We start from the raw sequence: 13,046 nt of genomic DNA on the forward strand, positions 1-13,046 counted from the left end.
GCAAGGCAATACTCATGCATCGAATCGCGGCTTAACAGTAAGTTGAGGTGCAGCTCTCAGCTGCTCCCCAGCCAGCCAAGCCGTCTCCTGCCTTCGTCTTTAGCCGTTCTCCCATGCTTTGGACTCAATGCGGGGTTTGGCGTCTTCGGCACTAGACTTCTATCTCTATGAACACAGGTTGGGTGCACAGCGTCGGGGACTTCTTCGCGTCTCTGGGCCGCGCTGCGTGGCAAAGCTGCAAGCGTTGGACGTGGAAACGTTGGACGGCAGTAGTCGCTGCCGGTGCGGCATTGATGCTACTCGCCGTGCTTGTCGACGTCCCCTCACTCGCCGCCCTCCGCACGTGGTCAGACCAACTCGGGCCGTGGTTTGTCGTTGCTTTTACGGGCGCCTACATCTTCTTCACCCAGTTCCCTATTCCCCGGACCGTGTGGACTTTGGCGGCAGGCCTTCTTTTCGGCCCGTGGCTTGGGCTTTCTGTTTCCCTTGTCGCGCTGACTATCTCCGCCACCATTTCTCTCCTTATCGTCCGCGGCTTACTTGGTGAGTGGATTCGCCCGCATCTCACGCACAAAGCGGTATATGCAATCAATGCCCGGCTTGAGCGCCGGGGTTGGCTAGCGGTGGCGTCATTGAGAATGGTCGCCGGAGTTCCGTTTTCCTTACTAAACTATGTTGCAGCGCTCACGCCGATTTCGGTGACTCACTTCGCCATCGCTACACTCATCGGTTCGATTCCCACCACCGCCATCGGGGTCTTCTTCGGGGATGCGCTCACCGGAGCGATGAGCCCCTACACGATCGCCGGCTTCCTTATCGCTGCGGCAGTGGGAATCGCTGGTCTCATCCTAGACACGCGGTTGCCGCTCGGCCCCGGAATGCGTGGCCCAGTCAAGCGCAAAGAGTAGACTGAGCGTTGTTTCTTGCTGGAAGGAGTCTCTCACTGTGCTAGCTGTCCATGCCCGCTACCGCGGACGCTCGGTACGCCGCGCCGATTTGGTCCAACGATCCGCCGCCGCGCTTTCCACCCTGGAGGGAATCGGCGAGTTTGAGGTCCTTGGTGTTGAGGATATTTGCGCTGTGGCCTATTCTTCTCCGGCGGTCTGTGATGTCGTTATGGCGCTTCTCGCGGACGGTGACTGGGCCATTGGCATTGGAATTATCCCTGGCGAAGGCGCAGGTGATGCCGAAACACGCGCAGTGGCAACCGCCGCGGTAAAGGGCTCGGCGCGGGCCGGACACGTCTACGCCAAAATTGATCGGCGCGGGCGCGCTGCGGAGGCGCAGGATATTGCAGCGGCATTCGCCCTACTCGGCTTTGTGCTGCACAAGCGCACAATGGAAGGCCGTGAGGCGACATCTCTTGTACGCGGCGGGTTGAATCAGAACGAAGCTGCGGAAGAGCTGGGCATTTCCAAACAAGCGATGTCCCAGCGCCTCCAAGCGGCGGGGTGGGCAGCAGAGACGGCCGGTTGCCAGCTCGCCATCAACCTCATTGACCGAGCGAATTCGAATTAGAGCAAATCTTCTTTGCTCAATTCCGGTGTTGTGACAAAGTCGACGAGCCGCTCGACGGCGCCGATGAGCGTGGAATCGAGATCCCGGAAAGAATTCACGGTGTTGTACACGCGGCTCCACCCTTCCTTGGGATCAGACCACCCCGCGCGCTTGCAGATGCCCGTCTTCCAGTCTTCCCCATAGGGAACCTCGGGCCAGGCGCGCAGCCCTAGGCGCTCAGGCTTTACAGCCGCCCAGATATCAATGAAGGGGTGACCGGTGACAAGCACGTGCTCGCCCACCGTTTGCGTCAACCGCGTTTCCTTTGATCCTTCGACTAGGTGATCCGCGAGGACGCCCACACGGCGTCCCGGACCGGGCTGAAACTCAGCCAGGCGTTCCTCAAGGTTATCGAGTCCTTCGAGGTATTCGACGACCACACCTTCCACCCGCAGATCGTGACCCCAGACCTTTTCAACGATGGCCGCGTCGTGAATGCCTTCAACCCAAATGCGCGAAGGTGCGGCAACTTTCGCCTCAAGATTTTCCACACGGCGCGACCCGGAGTTTGACTTCCGCGGCGCCTGCTTTTCGACGTATCGCGTTAACGTCACTGGCTGCCCCTCCAACAAGAACCCCCCTTTCACGAGTTTGAATACTCGCTCATTTCCATGTCGGTCCTCGAGGCGCACGACTGGGCCCCATACGGTTTTGTCGACGCCCAATACTGCCCCTACAAAGTCATCACCTCGAACCTCGACGACCATGCCTGGTTCAGCGGGTACCTCGGGGTACTCCGGCTTCTTGTTCCGCGCATGTCCTGCAAAAATATCGCCGCCATAGGGATCTCGGGAATTCAAGCTCATAGGGGTCTACCCTATCGTCTACACTGTCCAGCCATGGATATGCGCGCCGAAGTCTGGTCCCCTGTACAAAACGTTTCTGTTTGGCTTGGTGCATGGCTATGGGGGCACGAATCCACCGATGGCTTTCTTGATGCCCTCAGCGAGCTGGGTGGTGAGCAACAAGGGGTCGACGGAGAGCCGTTTGTTGATGTTATGTCACTTCTCCGGCGTGAAACGGCCTCCGTCATCGAGCGTGGAGAGCGCGAACCGCTGCTTCGGCTAGTTCTCTCCGGTCCTGGCGACGCGCCAGCACTTCCAGCCGGCACGGAATCGGCGCGAGCGGCGGCAGAAGATCCGGCAGGCGCAATCGTGGTGCGTACCAATAATCGGGATCGAAACCTGGTGTTGGTGCCCACCTATGCCGTGGGCGCGACACGGTGGACGGTGATTGAAGAGACTGCCCCGTTACCCTCGCCCGCTTGGCTTAGCCCGGGCGAGGCCGATGAGCTCTTGAGTACCGCGACGAATGAGTCAGCAAACCTCATCGAGGCATTGGGCTATCGCAGCGATGCCCTCCCCAATCCCCGGCTAACAGTAGGCACACTAAGCGATTTCTACGACACCCCCGGATTACCCGCTGCAGTGCCGGGGCGAGCAGCGAAGCTCTTCGCCCGCGCCGACCGCGTGGCGGCCATCATCGAGACGGTGACTGACCGCATTCAAGATCACAGTCTCGATCCGCAGCTTCTGCGCCTGTGGCGCCATATCCGCGAAGCACGCATGGCCGGCGTGGCTTATGCGCTCACCGATTTCGCGCGTTAATGCGGCTTGCGCAGAGACCAGATGTCACAACAACCTTCAGCGCAGGGTGCGCCATTGACCGTACAGCCCTGAACGGTAACCTCACCGAGTGAAGCAGGTTCAGCGTCATGCTCTAGCTCCTCGATGAGGTCCACGATGAGCGAGGCAAAACGCGCAGATGGGCCGGCGGTGCGGGTGCGATAGACGCTGACGCCCATTTCCTCAGCGGCTTGCTGAAGTTCAGTATCGAGATCCCAGATGACCTCCATGTGATCGGAGATAAATCCAATTGGGCACACGACAACGCTGTCGACACCATCTTCCTCATGGATTCGCGTGGTGTGGTCGACAATGTCCGGTTCCAACCACGGGGTGGCTGGGTTTCCTGAACGGGATTGCCACACTAGGTCATAATTCTGGACCCCGGCAGCCTTGGCTACGAGCCGTGCAGCCTCCGCTACCTGGCGGGAATAGATATGCTTATCGCCTTCTGCTCCCCCAACAGCATCGTGTGCCGATGGCACTGAATGCGCAGTAAAAAGCATGCGGGTGCTAGCCAGCTTGTCTTCCGGCACCTCCGCATAAGCCTCGCGGACGGCTGCGGCCATCTCCTCGATGAACTTGGGGTGATCGAAGAATTGGCGCAGTTTGGTGAAGTTCATGTTGGGCAGTTGCTTGTCCTCGAGGTGCTTGCGCAATGCAACGATGTCCTCGTTGTACTGGCGGCAAGCACTGTAGCCACCCCAGGCGGAGGTGGCGAATACGGCGACGTTGCGCACACCATCGGCGGCCATCTGCTCGACGGCTTCTGTCCCAAACGGGTACCAGTTACGGTTACCGAAATAAACCGGAAGATTATGTCCGCGTTCCTTCAGCTCTGCGGAAACATTAGAAATAATCTCTCGATTTAGCGCATTAAGCGGACTAATGCCGCCTAGGCGGAAATAGTGTTCCCCGACGACTTCGAGCCGCTCGCGCGGGATGCCGCGCCCACGGGTAACGTTCTCCAAAAACGGGACGACCTCCTCGTTTCTTTCCGGGCCACCGAAGGAAAGAACGAGGAGGGCGTCAAATGAGGAGGGCACCGAATCGGTGCCGCGGGTGTTGCCCTGGGCAGTACGCAATGTGTCAGTCATGCAGCCCAGTTTAGCAACGGGCTGAACTAGATCAGTCGCACGGCATAGGGTGCCATGCCGGCTTGTCGTACTGGGGAGATGCTGACGTTTTGACCGGACTGCGGAGCTTCGACCATGGTGCCGTCACCAAGATAGATTGCCACGTGCTGATTTCCGCTCGGCCCGTAGAAGACTAGGTCGCCTCGCTGCATCTCGCTCGGGGAAATCTTGGTTCCCTTCTGATACTGGTAGCCGGTGTAATGCGGCAGGGAAATGCCGACGCCAGCAAAGGCATAGAGCACCAGCCCAGAACAATCAAAGCCGACCTTGTTGTAGTCGCCATAAGAGTCAGCGACGCCGCCGTCGCGAATGCCCTGCGTAGGACCGTTGGCATCGCCACCACCCCAGGCATAGGGAACTCCCACCTGAGACGTTGCGCGCTCGATGACGGTCTCAATCTTTGCTTCGCGGGAGGCATCGCCCAGTGAAGCGGATGCCTTCTTCGTCACGCTATCGGTGGTGTCAAGTTCCTCCAGGACACCGGAGACATCGGACTCAAGGGAATCCTCGCTATCAGTTGCGTTCGCTGCATCGCTATCGGACGTCTCCGTGGAATCCGTCACTTCCCCAGTGCTGTCTTGCCCACCCTGGAGGGCAAAGAGCTTGGAAGAGCCTTCCGCCAGAGCATTGATTTCCTCTTGGCTCAAGCTGTTATTGTGGTCCGGCTGAGATGCGGCCACCATCGAGGCCACCGTTCCCACCGCTTCAATGCCAAGTGCAACGGTTTCCGCATCGATTCCGTTCGGATCGAAAGAGCTGGAGCTCCCGCCCTGGGAGTTCTCGGCGTTCTCTTCAGAGGAGCTGGCCGTGCTTGTCGACGACAACTCTTGCACGTTCGGATCGGAAGCCACAGTGCTTGCGGCGCTAGAGAGCTCTTCCAAATCATCAGCATCGGCAGAAGCCGTCGACGGCTGCGATTGAAGCGTGGGGTTCTGTGCCTCAGAGGTGGAGGGGCCGGCCACGGTGGACGCTGTGGGCTCGGAGGTCGGCTCCGAGCTGGCCGGTGTCGAATGCCCCGCAGCGGACGGCGAGGATACCGTCGATGGGTCGTGGGCAGGAGTCGTGGCACTAGACTCGGAAGGACCCTGTACATCATTAGTCCCGGCCCGATCCTTGACCTTAGATCCAGCTGTTGGGCTTGACACATTTTCTCGGTCCAGGCCCTTGGCTTGATTTAGCGCCTTGTGAAGAGATGAGAGTTGAGAGAGTAGGTCCTCGCGTTCGGACGTAGATTCCTCAATCGAAGCCTCGGACGCGGAGAGTTGCTCGCGCGCGGCAGCCTCGGCATCGGCCGCCCGGTCCGCACGTTCCTCGGCCAGTTGTTGGGTCTTCCGCAGCTGGGATTCCTTGTTCGCCTTTTCCGTGCGCTGCTTCTCCAAGTCGCTAACGACGGCCTGCTGCTTCTCGGACTGCGAGCGAAGGTAGGACTGGCGCTCCAGCATGTCCGAACGCGCGTCTTTTCCTGCCGCATGGGAGACGGCATCGGAAGTATTGGCTCGGCGGTAGGCGGAACGGGAGACCTCATCCAGCTTGGCCTGGGCATCGGCGACATCCGCTTGTGCGTCGTCAAGCTGCTCGCGCGCCGTCGTTGTTCCTTGGCGCGCTTGGTTTGCCTTAGTGCGGGCGTCGTTGAGATCGACCAGCGCACGGTTGACGGTTTCGCGCTGCGCACCTATGGAGGCTTCCGCTTGTGCGATGCGCTCCTCAATCTGGGCGATTGCGCCCGCGAGATCTGCGATGGATGGGTTGTCGGAGGATAGCAGGGATTTGATGTTGATCTGCTCAGGTTCCGCAGCCACTGCAGGAGTGAGCGCGGAGACAGTAGACAAGGCGGCGGTGGTCGCTATGGCAGCGCACGCTGCCTTAAAGCGCCGAAAGCCGAAAGATGATGTGGTGGCCACGAGGGTTATCTCCTAGACACCTACCCGGAGATGTCACGCATGTTGCGTAGACGCGCTTGCCGGACATCGAGACCTGGAGGCGACGAGTTGGACGAGCAAAAGAAACAGCGGTGTGTACGTAGCTAGTCTCGCCTTCAAGCAGGATGAGGCGGCAATCGATTTCCTAATGGGAATAGTGGACTTAATAAGGCTTGCGCCCGGAATTGACCGGGATACGCGAACGCGGCTTGCCCCTGAAGAGCTCTTTGCTCTCTACGCCACTAAATGCCGAATTGACGGGGCGGCATTTTCTCTTATGGAGGCGGCAGGAAACCTGCGGGGCGTCTGGCGTGTGCACCAACATCACGTCGAACCGTGCGTCATAGCTAGCCACATTGCACTCTCATGGTGCTCGCTGGGCTCACGGAGAGCGGCGCCGAGTGTGGCTGCACGATCCGACGACGAAGGGACACACACCCATATTCAGGCTCGAGGTCCTGCGTCGGTTCCTCCTCGCTCGGCGCCGCGCTCGTGGAGGGCACTTCCGCGGTCCTTAGTGGCGCACGCGTAAGCACTCACAGCTGGCACCCAACCGGAAACCGATGGAACTCATGGCCATCACAGCCCTCGATGAGGGCGTGCGAATGAAGTGTATGAAGCCTCTTCCACTCGGGAGGTAGGTGTTTCAATATCTAAAAGGTTGAACACTGGTACCGACTGCGTCGAGAAAACTGCATTGCTACGCGCATCGCTAGCGCGGTGCGACGGTCATCCACCAGGCGGTGAACCCCAACGGTCCTCTTCGCTCGCGGCGTGCTTCCCCACATACCCGTGCGACAAATCAGTTGAGAGTCAAGGCTTGGTCCATGAACGTATGGAGCAATAGTCAACCCGTGAGTCGATACGTGAACCATACGTCACCGACACGCCATCTCGCACACTTTTCCCATCTTTCACATCAGCCACGGAAAACCACAAGGCGTTACAGGCGCACCTAACCTGCAATGACTTTGTTATCAATGTGTGACTGTGACGTTGCTCACTCTTCCCCGGAGTGCAAACCTCTCCCCCTTGACTATCGCTGTGGATTGCGGCCCTGGGCCTGCCGCAGAAGCTCCGATTGCTCCCAGTGGAACCTGTCTTCTGGGGTGCAGGGAACGCTCCATTTCGGGACTGGAGAGAACCGAAGTATTCGTCGACTTAAGGTGCCCGTGCGGCATCCGATGTGGTCGCTGCGTGGGCCATATTCCTAGGGCTCTTACGCCCTCTCAACCACTCCCCCGTTGCAAAAGTCAAGTCTTAGTGGTTGATATTCGCCACTTCCCTACCCCTGTGGTGGGTGTGGCGCATGTTTAGCGGAATTCACTCGGCGACCTCGATCGCTTAGTTTCTGGCCGTGTCAGCTTTCTGTGTAGCGGCTCGAAATCCCGCCCAGCCCGCAATTGCCGCTACGAAGAAAAACAACGTCAAGATTGCCAGCCATGGCGTTGAAAAATGATCTGCAGTTGCATAGAAATCATTCAGCAAAGTTACCTGATCGAGTCCAGTTGGCAGCGAATCCTCGGCTGCCTCAATGGATGCCCGAGCATAAGAATTACTGACTGCGGACACCCGCATTGGCGCTTGGAGAATCACGGTATCGAGTCCCGTTTGTTCTTGAAGGGTTGTCGCCAGGTCGCGCAGATCGGGAATTTTGTCGGGGAAGACATCTACCACTGCGATGCCATGGTTGGGCTGGAGGGAGTCTGCGATGTGGACCTGGAGGTCGGCGTCTTGCGCCAGCTCTGGGTTGGAGAACGCTACACCGTCGGCCGAGAGCTGATCTGCAATGTCGTCTACATCTACGCCCGCCGGGATCATCCGCCACTCCTTAATCTCTATGGCCGTTAATGCTTGGTGGCACAGTCTTCTGTCCAAACACGATTCGGAGGTTTGTCCCCCGGATTCCCGATCGAGCCTAAACCTCGGAGCGTGGGCGAGGCCGGTGACTCGCCGCTACCCCCGAAATGTAGGAAACAGAACGCCCGTACTGTTATGCTGGTGTCGACCGAGGGTTCTTGCATCTACAATAGATACGGAACATTCGCGTTCTGAGATCGCCGATACACTTGGCTCCATGTGGTTGCTAGGGCATATCGGCAAATTCGATGAACCTTCGACCAGTGTTCGATAACCCACAAGCGAAAAGCAAGGAATGGAGCTCCTTATGACTGAAAGCCTGAACTCCTTCGGCGCCAAGAAGACTCTTGAGGTCAACGGTAAGTCCTATGACTACTTTGACATCAATGCAGTCGAGGGCCTGGAGAAGCTTCCTTACTCCCTCAAGGTCCTGGCTGAGAACCAGTTGCGCTACGAGGACGGGAAGAACGTAACCAAGGATCACATCAACGCTTTGGCCAACTGGGATCCGTCCGCTGAGCCGGATACCGAGATCCAGTTCACCCCGGCCCGCGTTCTTATGCAGGACTTCACCGGCGTCCCCTGCGTGGTGGACCTGGCAACCATGCGTGAGGCTATCGCCACCCTCGGTGGCAAGCCGGACCAGGTGAACCCGCTCAACCCGGCCGAGATGGTTATTGACCACTCCGTCATCGTAGAGGCTTTCGGCTCCACCGAGGCTCTGGAGAAGAACGTTGAGATCGAGTACGAGCGCAACCAGGAGCGCTACCAGTTCCTGCGCTGGGGTGCCGAGAACTTCTCCAACTTCCGCGTTGTTCCTCCGGGAACCGGTATTGTCCACCAGGTCAACATTGAGTACCTTTCCCGCGTGGTCTTCGACAACGATGGTGTTGCCTACCCGGATACCTGTATTGGTACCGACTCCCACACCACCATGGAAAACGGCCTGGGCATCCTGGGCTGGGGCGTTGGCGGCATCGAGGCCGAGGCTGCAATGCTGGGTCAGCCGGTGTCCATGCTGATCCCGCGCGTCGTGGGCTTCAAGCTCACCGGCGAGATTCCGACCGGCGTGACCGCTACCGACGTGGTGCTGACCATCACCGAGATGCTGCGCCAGCACGGTGTGGTTCAGAAGTTTGTTGAGTTCTACGGCAACGGTGTGAAGTCCGTGCCGCTGGCTAACCGCGCCACCATCGGTAACATGTCCCCCGAGTTCGGTTCCACCGCTGCGATCTTCCCGATCGACGAGGAGACCATCAAGTACCTCGAGCTCACCGGCCGTCCGCAGGAGCAGATCGATCGCGTCGAGGCTTACGCCAAGGCTCAGGGCATGTGGCTCGAGCAGGACGCTCCGGAGGCACAGTACTCCGAGTACCTCGAACTGGATCTGTCCACTGTTAAGCCGTCCATCGCCGGCCCGAAGCGCCCGCAGGACCGCATTCTCCTCTCTGAGGCAAAGGAGCAGTTCCGTAAGGATCTGCCGACTTACGCTTCCGGCGAGGTTGTTGCAGACGAGTCCACCATCGAGGCAAAGCGCATGACCTCCGAGGGTGGCGACGAGAATGCTCTCGTCGACGTTACCGGTGGCCTGAACAAGTCTCGTGCAGGCGAAGGCGAGTCCGCAGCCAAGGGCGGCTCCGGCCGCCAGTCCAACCCGGTTACCGTCACCTCCCCGAACGGTGGCGAGTACACCCTGGACCACGGCATGGTTGCTATCGCTTCCATTACCTCCTGCACCAACACCTCTAACCCGTCCGTCATGGTTGGTGCTGGCCTCATCGCACGTAAGGCTGCTGAAAAGGGCCTGAAGTCCAAGCCGTGGGTCAAGACCATTTGTGCCCCGGGTTCCCAGGTTGTTGACGGCTACTTCCAGCGCGCAGACCTCTGGAAGGATCTGGAGGCGCTTGGCTTCTACCTCTCCGGCTTCGGCTGCACCACCTGTATCGGTAACTCCGGCCCGCTGCCGGAGGAAATCTCCAACGCCATCAACGAGCATGATCTGGCTGCTACTGCGGTGCTGTCCGGCAACCGTAACTTTGAGGGCCGCATCTCCCCGGACGTCAAGATGAACTACTTGGCCTCCCCCATCATGGTCATTGCATACGCTATTGCTGGCACCATGGACTTCGATTTCGAGGCTCAGGCGCTGGGTCAGGATCAGGACGGCAACGATGTCTTCCTCAAGGACATCTGGCCTTCCCCGAAGGAGATCGAGGACACCATCCAGCAGGCCATCTCCCGCGAGCTCTACGAGGCTGACTACGCCGACGTGTTCAAGGGTGACGACGCATGGCGCAACCTGGACGTTCCGGAGGGCGAGACCTTCAAGTGGAACGAGGATTCCACCTACATCCGCAAGGCACCGTACTTCGACGGCATGCCGACTGAGCCGGAGCCCGTTCAGGACATCAAGGGCGCTCGCGTCCTTGCTAAGCTCGGTGACTCCGTGACCACCGACCACATCTCCCCGGCTTCCTCCATTAAGCCGGGCACCCCGGCCGCTCAGTACCTGGATGCCAACGGTGTCGATCGTCAGGACTACAACTCCCTGGGTTCCCGTCGCGGTAACCACGAGGTCATGATGCGCGGTACCTTCGCCAACATCCGCCTCCAGAACCAGCTGGTCGACGTCGCCGGTGGCTACACCCGTGACTTCACCCAGGAGGGCGCACCGCAGGCCTTCATCTTCGATGCCTGCGAGAACTACAAGGCAGCCGACATTCCGCTGGTTGTCCTTGCTGGTAAGGAGTACGGCACTGGTTCCTCCCGTGACTGGGCTGCTAAGGGCACCAACCTGCTTGGCGTGAAGGCTGTCATCACTGAGTCCTTCGAGCGTATTCACCGCTCGAACCTCATTGGCATGGGCGTCATCCCGCTGCAGTTCCCGGAGGGCGAGTCCCACGAGTCCCTGGGCTTGGATGGCACCGAGACCTTCGACATCGACGGCATCGCAGCCCTCAACGAGGGCGGCATTCCGAAGACGGTCCACGTGACCGCCACCAAGGAGTCCGGCGAGACCGTTGAGTTCGATGCCAAGGTTCGCATCGACACACCTGGTGAGGCCGACTACTACCGCCACGGCGGCATTCTGCAGTTCGTTCTGCGCCAGATGGTCAAGGCCTAAATCAGCCTTGTCCGACATGCGGGGTAGCCAACAATGGGCATCCCCCGCATAGCTAGGCAGGAGGCCAGCTAGCAACAAGGAGTGCTGGCTGGCCTTTCTGTTTCCTAACCATTAACTACTTCTATCCCCCGTCTATCCACCGCCGTGCTTTAAGGAGCGAGATTCCAGCCATGCCAATTATGAGCGACTCTGAACTTCATCGCCGCCGCAATGACATCTTGGTTGGTGCTCGAAAGTGTTTTGCTGAGCACGGCTATGACGGGGCTACAGTTCGCCGCCTTGAAGAAGCCACCGGTAAATCGCGGGGCGCAATCTTTCACCACTTCGGCGATAAGGAGTCCCTCTTCCTTGCCTTGGCACGCGAAGACGCCGCCCGCGAAGCTGAGGTCGTTGCCAACAACGGTCTGGTTGAGGTCATGAGTGAAATGCTGCGCCACCCGGAGCGCCATGACTGGCTGGCCACGCGCCTTGCCGTCACCTCGATGCTGCGCACCGATCCCTCTTTCGCCGCGCGCTGGCACGAAGAACAGCAGGTTCTGGATAAGGCAGTCCGCGCCCGCTTGGAGTCCAACGCCGAAAAGGGGCGGCTGCGCGATGACGTCTCCATCGACACCCTCGTGACATACTTGGAGACCTTCATGGACGGTTTTATCAACCGCCTAGCACTCGGTGACACGAAGAATTTAGAGCAGGTGTTGTCCTTAGTCGAGCAATCGATTCGCGGCTCCCGCGCCGAACACTAAGTGTTTAGCACTCAGAGTCTGAGTGTGATTGGCGCTACACTGTGGCCCATGGACCATACACCTCTACAGCTTCCGCGGACGCAGTGTGGAATTAGTCTGAACGCCACACCCCGGCTTGCTCCGAAAGAACAGCGCGCCCACGATGCTCAGCCGAACCCGAGAATAGATAGTTCAGGGCTCCGCGAGGTCATCGAGGAGGCAGGGCCTCAGCCAGGGCGCATTAAGCTCAGCGACCTGTCGGTCTGGCTCATCATAGGTCTAGTTGGTCTATTTATGTGCAAGATGTCGATCTCTTTCTTCGCTGGTGATTTTGGTCCTCCGCGATTCAGCTTCTCTGACATCGGCATATTTTCGCTAATCCCTATCATTTTTTGTTTCCTCAGCGCGACCTTTGTCGCTGTGAGCCTGTGGCACATCTTTCAGGCAATCGGTCAAGCTCGGCGTCTGCGCACCGCGTGGCGCAATGGATGGGTGGAATACCGTCCCGCTCTCATTGGTGAGTTGGTTTACCTTCGCAGCAAAACCGAAGGTCCGGAAGACCGTGAACGGACCTATTTCTATTACTCGGCGCCCCTTCTCCTCCTTCAGCCAGACGGCACACTGGCGAAGGCCATGTCCGGAGAGTTCCGCGCAAACAACCCGAACTGGTTGAGGTCACGTGGCGCTGCACTGGCGGAGGGCTCCCGGATCGCTACCGTGGATACTGCGAACAACAATGGATGGACTGTGGCTGCTTACCGCACCGACGGAACGAGCTCAGAGGCGGAACTCTCCCTTGGCCTCACTGGCCGGCAGGTTGACGCCGTTCTGAATTTCGCTGAACAGCGCTGGGTGCGCTAAGCCGCTTCGAGGTTAGTTGGCCCGTCGTCCAACACGGGTCCTACTCCCCATTGGGTGTTGAAGCGACGAGAAAGGCGGCTCTAACCCCTTTACACTGTGATCCATGATCCAATCGCCTATCCAACTTCCCCGGTCACCGCTGAAATTCGATGCAGCCAGCGCCGGCTCCCTCGCGCCTAAAGAATTGAAGGAGCACGATCAGCAGCCCAATGTTCAGAAGACTGAAATGGTAGCGGTGTGGT

10 protein-coding genes are annotated in these 13,046 nt (G+C 59.0%); 6 read left to right on the forward strand and 4 right to left on the reverse strand.

What is annotated here, in order from left to right; all coding sequences use genetic code 11:
- Nucleotides 1-167: 167 nt before the first annotated feature.
- A complete protein-coding gene (locus HMPREF2822_RS02645) occupies nucleotides 168-908 on the forward strand; it encodes a TVP38/TMEM64 family protein (protein WP_070520569.1) in 741 nt (246 codons plus the stop codon).
- A gap of 37 nt (nucleotides 909-945) precedes the next feature.
- Complete coding sequence (locus tag HMPREF2822_RS02650; RefSeq protein ID WP_070520572.1) at nucleotides 946-1,518, forward strand: MarR family transcriptional regulator; 573 nt, start codon at nucleotides 946-948, stop codon at nucleotides 1,516-1,518.
- Here the strand turns inward: HMPREF2822_RS02650 and HMPREF2822_RS02655 are convergent.
- Complete coding sequence (locus tag HMPREF2822_RS02655; protein WP_070520574.1) at nucleotides 1,515-2,363, reverse strand: DUF3097 domain-containing protein; 849 nt, start codon at nucleotides 2,361-2,363, stop codon at nucleotides 1,515-1,517. The two genes, HMPREF2822_RS02650 and HMPREF2822_RS02655, sit on opposite strands and share 4 nt — an antisense overlap.
- Nucleotides 2,364-2,396: 33 nt before the next feature.
- Here HMPREF2822_RS02655 and HMPREF2822_RS02660 point away from each other — a divergent pair, with 33 nt between their 5' ends.
- Entirely contained in the window at nucleotides 2,397-3,164 is a 768-nt protein-coding gene (locus tag HMPREF2822_RS02660; RefSeq protein WP_070520576.1) for a hypothetical protein, read from the forward strand.
- On the opposite strand, the gene HMPREF2822_RS02665 is transcribed toward HMPREF2822_RS02660, so the two are convergent.
- The 3 genes from HMPREF2822_RS02665 to HMPREF2822_RS02675 all read right to left on the reverse strand — a co-directional run bounded on the left by HMPREF2822_RS02665 (nucleotide 3,161) and on the right by HMPREF2822_RS02675 (nucleotide 8,058).
- Nucleotides 3,161-4,279 (reverse strand): ferrochelatase, encoded by a 1,119-nt coding sequence (locus HMPREF2822_RS02665; protein WP_070520579.1) that lies wholly within the window; start codon nucleotides 4,277-4,279, stop codon nucleotides 3,161-3,163. The two genes, HMPREF2822_RS02660 and HMPREF2822_RS02665, sit on opposite strands and share 4 nt — an antisense overlap.
- Nucleotides 4,280-4,305: 26 nt before the next feature.
- Entirely contained in the window at nucleotides 4,306-6,219 is a 1,914-nt protein-coding gene (locus tag HMPREF2822_RS02670; protein WP_070520581.1) for a DIP1281 family NlpC/P60 protein, read from the reverse strand.
- Between the two features lie 1,362 nt (nucleotides 6,220-7,581).
- A complete protein-coding gene (locus HMPREF2822_RS02675) occupies nucleotides 7,582-8,058 on the reverse strand; it encodes an Rv1476 family membrane protein (RefSeq protein ID WP_070520584.1) in 477 nt (158 codons plus the stop codon).
- Nucleotides 8,059-8,404: 346 nt separating this feature from the next.
- Here HMPREF2822_RS02675 and can point away from each other — a divergent pair, with 346 nt between their 5' ends.
- The 3 genes from can (at nucleotide 8,405) to HMPREF2822_RS13610 (ending at nucleotide 12,804) form a co-directional block, all read left to right on the forward strand.
- Nucleotides 8,405-11,221, forward strand: a complete 2,817-nt coding sequence (can, locus tag HMPREF2822_RS02680; RefSeq protein ID WP_209167892.1) for an aconitate hydratase — start codon at nucleotides 8,405-8,407, stop codon at nucleotides 11,219-11,221.
- A gap of 170 nt (nucleotides 11,222-11,391) precedes the next feature.
- Nucleotides 11,392-11,964 carry a TetR/AcrR family transcriptional regulator gene (locus tag HMPREF2822_RS02685; RefSeq protein WP_070520589.1) on the forward strand — a complete coding sequence of 191 codons (573 nt, stop codon included), beginning with the start codon at nucleotides 11,392-11,394 and terminating at the stop codon, nucleotides 11,962-11,964.
- Nucleotides 11,965-12,363: 399 nt separating this feature from the next.
- Complete coding sequence (locus tag HMPREF2822_RS13610; RefSeq protein WP_232755554.1) at nucleotides 12,364-12,804, forward strand: hypothetical protein; 441 nt, start codon at nucleotides 12,364-12,366, stop codon at nucleotides 12,802-12,804.
- The last annotated feature ends 242 nt before the right edge of the window (nucleotides 12,805-13,046 follow it).

Origin of the sequence: Corynebacterium sp. HMSC062E11 (genome assembly GCF_001811845.1) — a bacterium.
Lineage (GTDB): Bacteria > Actinomycetota > Actinomycetes > Mycobacteriales > Mycobacteriaceae > Corynebacterium > Corynebacterium hesseae.

What these genes read in the sequence shown, in the direction of transcription:
- HMPREF2822_RS02645 (WP_070520569.1), top strand. Translation starts at nt 168, where the DNA reads ATGAACACAGGTTGGGTGCACAGCGTCGGGGACTTCTTCGCGTCTCTG.
- HMPREF2822_RS02655 (WP_070520574.1), bottom strand. Translation starts at nt 2,363, where the DNA reads ATGAGCTTGAATTCCCGAGATCCCTATGGCGGCGATATTTTTGCAGGA.
- HMPREF2822_RS02660 (WP_070520576.1), top strand. Translation starts at nt 2,397, where the DNA reads ATGGATATGCGCGCCGAAGTCTGGTCCCCTGTACAAAACGTTTCTGTT.
- HMPREF2822_RS02665 (WP_070520579.1), bottom strand. Translation starts at nt 4,279, where the DNA reads ATGACTGACACATTGCGTACTGCCCAGGGCAACACCCGCGGCACCGAT.
- HMPREF2822_RS02675 (WP_070520584.1), bottom strand. Translation starts at nt 8,058, where the DNA reads ATGATCCCGGCGGGCGTAGATGTAGACGACATTGCAGATCAGCTCTCG.
- can (WP_209167892.1), top strand. Translation starts at nt 8,405, where the DNA reads ATGACTGAAAGCCTGAACTCCTTCGGCGCCAAGAAGACTCTTGAGGTC.
- HMPREF2822_RS02685 (WP_070520589.1), top strand. Translation starts at nt 11,392, where the DNA reads ATGCCAATTATGAGCGACTCTGAACTTCATCGCCGCCGCAATGACATC.